The sequence below is a fragment of the Aequorivita todarodis genome (assembly GCF_028561335.1).
Lineage (GTDB): Bacteria > Bacteroidota > Bacteroidia > Flavobacteriales > Flavobacteriaceae > Aequorivita > Aequorivita todarodis.
Window position 1 is genome coordinate 21,002 of sequence record NZ_JAQQTG010000014.1, and the last position, 6,678, is coordinate 27,679.

The following is a 6,678-nucleotide window of genomic DNA, read 5'->3' on the forward strand; positions in this document are numbered from 1 at the left end:
CTGACTATCAAGGCATGCAAGAAATAGAGCGCAAATTTCTGGTCACATCCGAAGCTTTCAAAAGCGAGGCCCACAAGCGTATGCGAATCGTTCAAGGGTTTCTGAACACCCATCCCGACCGTACCGTGCGCATCCGCATTCAGGGAAATGATGGATTTATCACGGTAAAAGGGAAACCGAACCCATCCGGCCTTACGCGCTTTGAATGGGAAAAGCAAATTCCGCTCGCAGAGGCAGAGGAACTGCTCCACCTTTGCGAACCGGGGATTATTGAAAAAACGCGCTACGAAATTTACAGCGACCACCATACGTTTGAAGTGGACGATTTTATGGGCGAAAACGAAGGATTAATCATTGCCGAAATAGAGCTGGAAACCGAAAATGAACCTTTCTCCAAACCGGAATGGCTGGGGAAGGAAGTTACGGGCGAGGTAAAATATTACAATTCAAATTTGAGCAAAAAACCATTTAAAACTTGGTCAGATGAAAACTAAACTACTACTTGCAATTTTAGGATTTACACTTTTAAGCTGCCAAACCAAAATTGAGAAAGAATACGTTACCGAGCCCTGCCCAGAGGAAGAAAAAATTCCAATGGCGCAGCTGAAAGCGGAACTGACCGAAAAAGGTTTTCAAACCTTCGATTATGTTGATGAAAAATCAGGCGATACCATTTTAATGCAGCAATATTTCATCGCTTTTCTTAAAAAAGGACCAACACGTTCCCAAACTAAAGAAGAAGCGGACAGCCTTCAAAAGCTGCATTTGGCACATTTGGGCAGCATGTACGAGGAAGGTTTTGCAGATATTTCCGGCCCCTTTGGCGATGACGGCGATATCCGTGGCATCACTATTTACAACGTTCCCACCCAAAAAATGGCGGACAGTCTGGCCAATATGGACCCGATGGTAAAAGCGGGCAGACTGGTGATTGAAATCCACCCGTGGTGGGCGGCAAAGGGTTTTCCGTTACGCTAAAAGTGCTTTTATTTTTTGAATAATCTCCGCGTTTGAAGTTGCCACAATTCCTTCCTCAAAAAAAGCATCGCTGTGCATTGAAACTTTCGGTTTCTGCTTAAGCACTTGCTTTTTGATTGTTGCGGAAAGATGAATACTTTTAAATCCAGCTTCTTTAAGTTTCAAGGCATTTTCCAAATTAATCCCGCCGCCGGGCATGATTTCAATTTTTTCTTTTGAAGTGTTCCGTAGTTCTTTTAAAAGTGAAATGCCTTCAATCGCTGAAGGTTTTTGTCCCGAAGAAAGCAATCTGTTTACTTTTAAATCAATCAATTTTTGAAGTTCTTCCAAAGGATTTTCCACCCAATCAAACGCTCGATGAAAAGTAAATTCCAAGCCTTCTGAAGCATCCACCAATTGTTCTGTCCTTTTAAAATCGATTTTGTTTTCCGAAGTTAAAAACCCGCTTACAATTCCTGCGCAGCCCAATTTTTTGCAGAACGCAATATCGCGCAGCATTACATTAAATTCATCTTCGGAATAGGTAAAATTCCCACTTCGCGGACGGATTAAAACGTAGGTGGGAATATTCAGTTCTTTAACAACTTTTTCAATTAAACCGTGGCTTGACGTAAGGCCGCCCACCGAAAGTTCGGTGCAAAGCTCTATTCGGTCTGCACCGGAAAGTTGTGCGGCTTGGGCGCTTGCAAAGCTATTGGCGCAGATTTCAATTATCATATTTATGAAAGATTTTATGTCAGGTTGAGCGCAGTCGAAACCTCATTCCACAATTATTTCGTCAATAAATGTCCAAGCTTTATGCCCCGCACCTTGCAAGCCATCCGGAATCATCCCGTAATTTTTTATTATGAGTTTTATATATCTGCCTCTTGCTCCTTCGAATTTCTGTTCTATTGGAACTATGTTTTTTGTTTGCGTTCTATAAAATTGATTTGTCGCTTGAAAAAGAGCATCCTCTTTCAATTCTTTCAAAATTTGTATGTTTATTACTTTTGGAGCATAGATCCAAACCCCGGGCGAATTAAAAAATCGGGTCTGTATGGAATGCACTTCCGTTTCCTCGCCCAAATCAATGGTAATCTCCAGATCATCGCCCCAAAACCCCAGCCATTCCTTATCGCCGTAACGTTTGTCGCTGCCTTGAATTCCATTAATCAAAGCTTCTTTTCCGCCAGCGGCATAGGCCGGGTTTGGTTGTACGTTAATTGAAATTTGACCCGTAATTGCTTTGTGATACTTTATTTCTTCAGAAAAGTCACGACCTAATTTTTCCCCATCCTTAAAAACATGTGCCGTAAGCTTCGAATCCTTTTCAATTAAAAATGGTTTCGTATAAACCGTCGGTGAAGCGCCATTCAGTGCGTACCGAATTTCCTTTCCCTTGGTGGGCGTGGATAGTTCGTAAAAAACGCGGTCGTTCTCTTTTAAAATCTTCCCGTCAATTTCGTATAAATAATTGGCATAATTAATATTCAGCGCATCCAGACGCTTCATAAAGCCTTCCACCCGCGAAAAGAAATCGGGATAATCGGTCTCAAAGTTCTGGGAAGGTCCCGTCCAAGCCACCTCGCTTAAGGCAAGTATTCTCGGGAAAACCATATATTCCGCCTGTTTTTCGGTAGGAATGTACTCCGTCCACAAATTGGCCTGTGGGCCCAGGATGTACTGGCTTTCCCCAACTTTCAATTCGTGCGGGATGGGGTTAAAGGAATACACTTTTTTCAATGGAAGAAAGCCCCCGATGGCCAAGGGTTCATCGGTATTCTCACTTTGGTAATAATCAAAATAGCAGTGCGAAACCGGGGTCATGATTACATCGTTGCCCTGCGTGGCAGCATCTATGCCGCCCTGCACGCCGCGCCACGACATTACGGTTGCGTTCGGCGCGAGGCCACCTTCCAAAATCTCGTCCCAACCGATTATTTTTTTGCCTTTGCTGTTTACAAATTGCTCAATTCTATGGATGAAATAACTCTGCAACCCATTTTCATCTTTTAGGTTTTTGTCTTTTATAAGTTGCCGGCAATGTGCACAATTTTTCCATCGCAATTTGGGAGCCTCGTCACCGCCAATGTGGATATATTCCCCTGGAAATAGCGCCATAACCTCAGCTAATACATTTTCCAAAAAGGCAAACGTTTCCTCTTTTGGGCAAAAAATATCGTCAAAAACGCCCCAAGTGGTGGCCACTGGAATCTGTTTTCCGGTGCATCCCAACTCCGGATAGGCGCTGATGGCAGCCGTGGCGTGGCCGGGCATTTCAATTTCAGGAATGATGGTTACATTTTGCGTTGCTGCAAAAGCAACCACTTCCTTTATGTCTTCCTGCGTGTAAAATCCGCCGTAACGCTTGCCGTCATATCGTTCTGGTTTATCCTCATAATGCCCGATGCGCGTTTCCTCCCGAAAGGCGCCTTTTGAAGTTAGTTTTGGATATTTCTTTATTTCAATACGCCAGCCTTGGTCGTCGGTGAGATGCCAATGGAATGTGTTCATTTTCAGCAAAGCGAGATTGGCGATGTATTTTTTAACGAATTCCTTATCAAAAAAATGTCGGGAAACGTCCAAATGCATTCCCCGATATTGAAATTTTGGAAAATCCGTAATTGTTAATTGTGATACTGAAAAACTCGTGTTTCCCCCTTGGGGGGCAAGGGGGACTTCAAGCTCTGGCGGAAGCAACTGCCGCAAGGTCTGCACCGCATAAAAAGCACCACTGGCATCACTGGCTTTAATAGTGATTTTTGAATCAGAAATATCCAAAAAATATCCTTCGGAAGGTTGGGAAACATCTTTTTTGAAAATTAAATCCGCTTCCTTTTCCGAAGTTTTTTTAAGCTGGAATCCTGCTCCGTTTTGAAGAAAATCATTTAAAAATTCTCCTGCAATTTCAAATTCCGGTTCAAAATAAACCATGGTTCTTTTGTCAATTTTGAATGTTCCGTCTTTTAATTCTATGGATTGCGGTCTGGGAATTAGTGTGATTCCATTATTCTGAGAAAATATTTCGCCCCAAAAAATAAAAATCACAAAAAAGAGAAGACTTCTAATCATTTCACAAACTGATTTAAGGATTTATACAATATTCTTGGGGCGGTCTGGCTTTCGGTTGAAAAAAGAATTGTTTTTGGTTCATTGGGCAATAAATCAAAGTAATTATCTTCAAAAGTTCCTTTTCCATCTGCTTCTAAAAATACATTTTTCTGAAGTACTTTTGAGAAAAGCGTTATGGAAAATCCCTCAGGTGTCTTTTTGTTTTCGATTTGGATTTCGTTTTCGATTTTATTCTTTTTCAACTTCAATTCTTTCGGTTTTACGAAGTAATGCAGGTATTCACTTTCTCCGAAATTGATTTTTAAAGCACAAAACCTTTTGTCAAATTTCAAAGTTTCCAGCGGAAGCGAAAACAATACTTCACTACTGTTTTCGGCACTTTCGGAAATAAGCTGCTTTTCGTAAATAACATTTCCATCAAAGTCCATTAACTTCAATGAAAGCAAATCGTTAATGGTTTCAAAAGTATCATTAACCACATAAATTCGTAGGGAATCGTTTTTCTCTTCCGCAGAGACCAAAACATTTTCAAAGGCTTTTTTGGCCTGGAAATGCAGTGCTTTCCAATTGCCCAAATAGTCAATGCTGGACCACGATACGGCGGGCCAACAATCGTTCAGTTGCCAATAAAGCGTGCCCATGTTATAAGGTTTTGCGCGGCGCTGGGCGTAGATTCCTTTTGTAATTCCGTAGGCTTGCAAAAGTTGGCTCATATAAACGTAATCTTCAGCGTTTTGAGGAACTGGAAAATCGCGCGCCATATAATCTTCAATAAGCTGAAACCCGCGGGAATGCTTTTGATGGCTTGCAAATGCTGGATCTTTTAAAGAAATTGAATCCTTTCCAGTGGCATATTTAATTGTCTCAACACTCGGAAAAGATTGAAACCCAAACTCGCTCATAAACCGTGGCACTTCCTCCGAGAAATGCTCAAACGGGTAGCCGTCGTGCCACACCCACCAATCGTGCGCATCGCCTTCAAACTGGTAGCGTTTGTCGCCACGGCCGTATTTTGGCGAGCTTTCCCAATAACTTATTTTCGGACTTAAACTGTCCGCCGCCCTTGGTAAAATATGGTTGAAAACGGCGTAATAATTTTCCCAGATTTCCTGCTTTTGCTCTTCCGTTTTATCGTCCTGCCAGCCCCAGCGGCGCCAGCCTTCGCTGTTTTCGTTATTGCCGCACCACAACGCGATGCTCGGATGATTTCGAAGTCGTTTTATATTTTCAATGGCTTCCTGTTTTACGTTTTCCAAAAATGCGGCATCGCCCGGATACATGGCGCAGGCGAACATAAAATCCTGCCAAATTAAAATTCCTTTTTCATCACACAATTCATAGAAATAATCATCTTCATAAATTCCGCCGCCCCAAACGCGGAGCATATTCATATTTGCCAAAACCGCATCATCAATGAGTTTTGTGTATTTTTCGCAGTCTATTTTCGCTTCAAACATGTGTTGGGGCACATAGTTGGCGCCTTTCATATAAACGGGTTTTCCGTTCAATTTGAAGTAGAAACTTTCGCCGATGGAATCTTTTTCGGCAATCAATTCAATGGAACGGATTCCGAGTTTTTTTGAATGCGTTTCCAGAATGGTTCCGTTGTGGATTAATTCAACTTGAATGTCATACAGAAATGGTTCGCCCAAATTATGCGTCCACCAAAGTTTTGGGTTTTTGATATTGAAAGAAGTTTCGTGTTCCGTTTTATTTAAATTCGTTTTGAGCGTGCCGGAAAAGGTTTCGCCCGTAGTTTTGTTCGTAATTTTAAACGTTAATTTTTCTTCTTTTAAAATATCAACTTCAATCTTAACCACAATTTTTGCCAACGTATCCTGGAGGGATCTCGTTTCTAAAAAAATATCCGTCATTCTTGCTGTGTCGTAACTTCTCAACGAGACATCTCCCCGAATCCCCATAGTTTTTATAACTGGCGCCCAATCCCAACCATACTGATATTGCGGCTTTCGGGTAAAAACCCTGTTGCTTTCGGGAAGTTTGTAACCCAATTTTTTAGCTTCTTCAGCTTCAATGGAATCTGGGCTTTTGAAAATTACGAGCAATTCGTTTTTGGGTTTTAAGGCATCGCTTACATCCACTTCCCAACTTCGGAAAGCGTTATTTGCCGAAAGGATTAAACTGTCGTTCAAAAAAACTTCGGCATAGGTATCCAAACCTTCAAACTTCAAAAAATGCTTTGTTCTTTTTAAAATTTCTTCGGAAATGGAAAATTGTTTTTTATACTGCCAATTCCTTTCGGAAACCCATTGAACGGAATCTTCGTTGTTCTTCAGAAATGGGTCGGGAATTTCGCCCAATCGCAACAAATCCGACTGAACGGTTCCGGGAACCTCGGCAGGTTGCCAGTTGTTTTTTTCAACTTCAGAAAATTGCCAATCCTCATTCAGCGAAAGCGTTTCGTTGGGAGTTTCTTCACAGGAAAGAAAGCTGAAAATAGTTATAAAGAAGGTAAAATGAAGTTTTCCCATCGCACTAAAATAGGAAATTACAATACAAGACCCCAAAGATACTGTGTTCAAATCCTAATCATTTTTCAATTGTTTAATTAATATCTTTGTATTGCAAAAAGAAGGCTTCGTCCAATTCGTTGTACCGAAGTCTATCTACCGGGCGGAGTTTTAC

The 6,678-nt window shown here is 41.5% G+C and carries 5 protein-coding genes; 2 read left to right on the top strand and 3 right to left on the bottom strand.

What is annotated here, in order from left to right:
* The first annotated feature begins 14 nt into the window (after window positions 1-14).
* Both POV26_RS05070 and POV26_RS05075 read left to right on the top strand, forming a co-directional pair.
* Window positions 15-494 (top strand): CYTH domain-containing protein, encoded by a 480-nt coding sequence (locus tag POV26_RS05070; protein WP_272855387.1) that lies wholly within the window; start codon window positions 15-17, stop codon window positions 492-494.
* Window positions 484-978, top strand: coding sequence for a YciI family protein (locus tag POV26_RS05075; RefSeq protein ID WP_272855388.1), 495 nt, complete (start codon window positions 484-486; stop codon window positions 976-978). Before POV26_RS05070 ends, POV26_RS05075 begins: the two co-directional genes overlap by 11 nt.
* Here the strand turns inward: POV26_RS05075 and POV26_RS05080 are convergent.
* The 3 genes from POV26_RS05080 to POV26_RS05090 are packed head-to-tail and all read right to left on the bottom strand — an operon-like array spanning window position 970 to window position 6,575.
* On the bottom strand, window positions 970-1,695 hold the full coding sequence (locus POV26_RS05080; RefSeq protein ID WP_272855389.1) for a copper homeostasis protein CutC: 726 nt from the start codon (window positions 1,693-1,695) through the stop codon (window positions 970-972). The two genes, POV26_RS05075 and POV26_RS05080, sit on opposite strands and share 9 nt — an antisense overlap.
* Window positions 1,696-1,737: 42 nt before the next feature.
* The gene (locus POV26_RS05085; protein ID WP_272855390.1) at window positions 1,738-4,032 is read right to left on the bottom strand and encodes a beta-N-acetylhexosaminidase; all 2,295 of its coding nucleotides are present in this window, start codon (window positions 4,030-4,032) and stop codon (window positions 1,738-1,740) included.
* Window positions 4,029-6,575: a beta-mannosidase gene (locus POV26_RS05090; protein ID WP_272855391.1), complete on the bottom strand. Its 2,547-nt coding sequence runs from the start codon at window positions 6,573-6,575 to the stop codon at window positions 4,029-4,031. Before POV26_RS05090 ends, POV26_RS05085 begins: the two co-directional genes overlap by 4 nt.
* Between the last annotated feature and the right edge of the window lie 103 nt (window positions 6,576-6,678).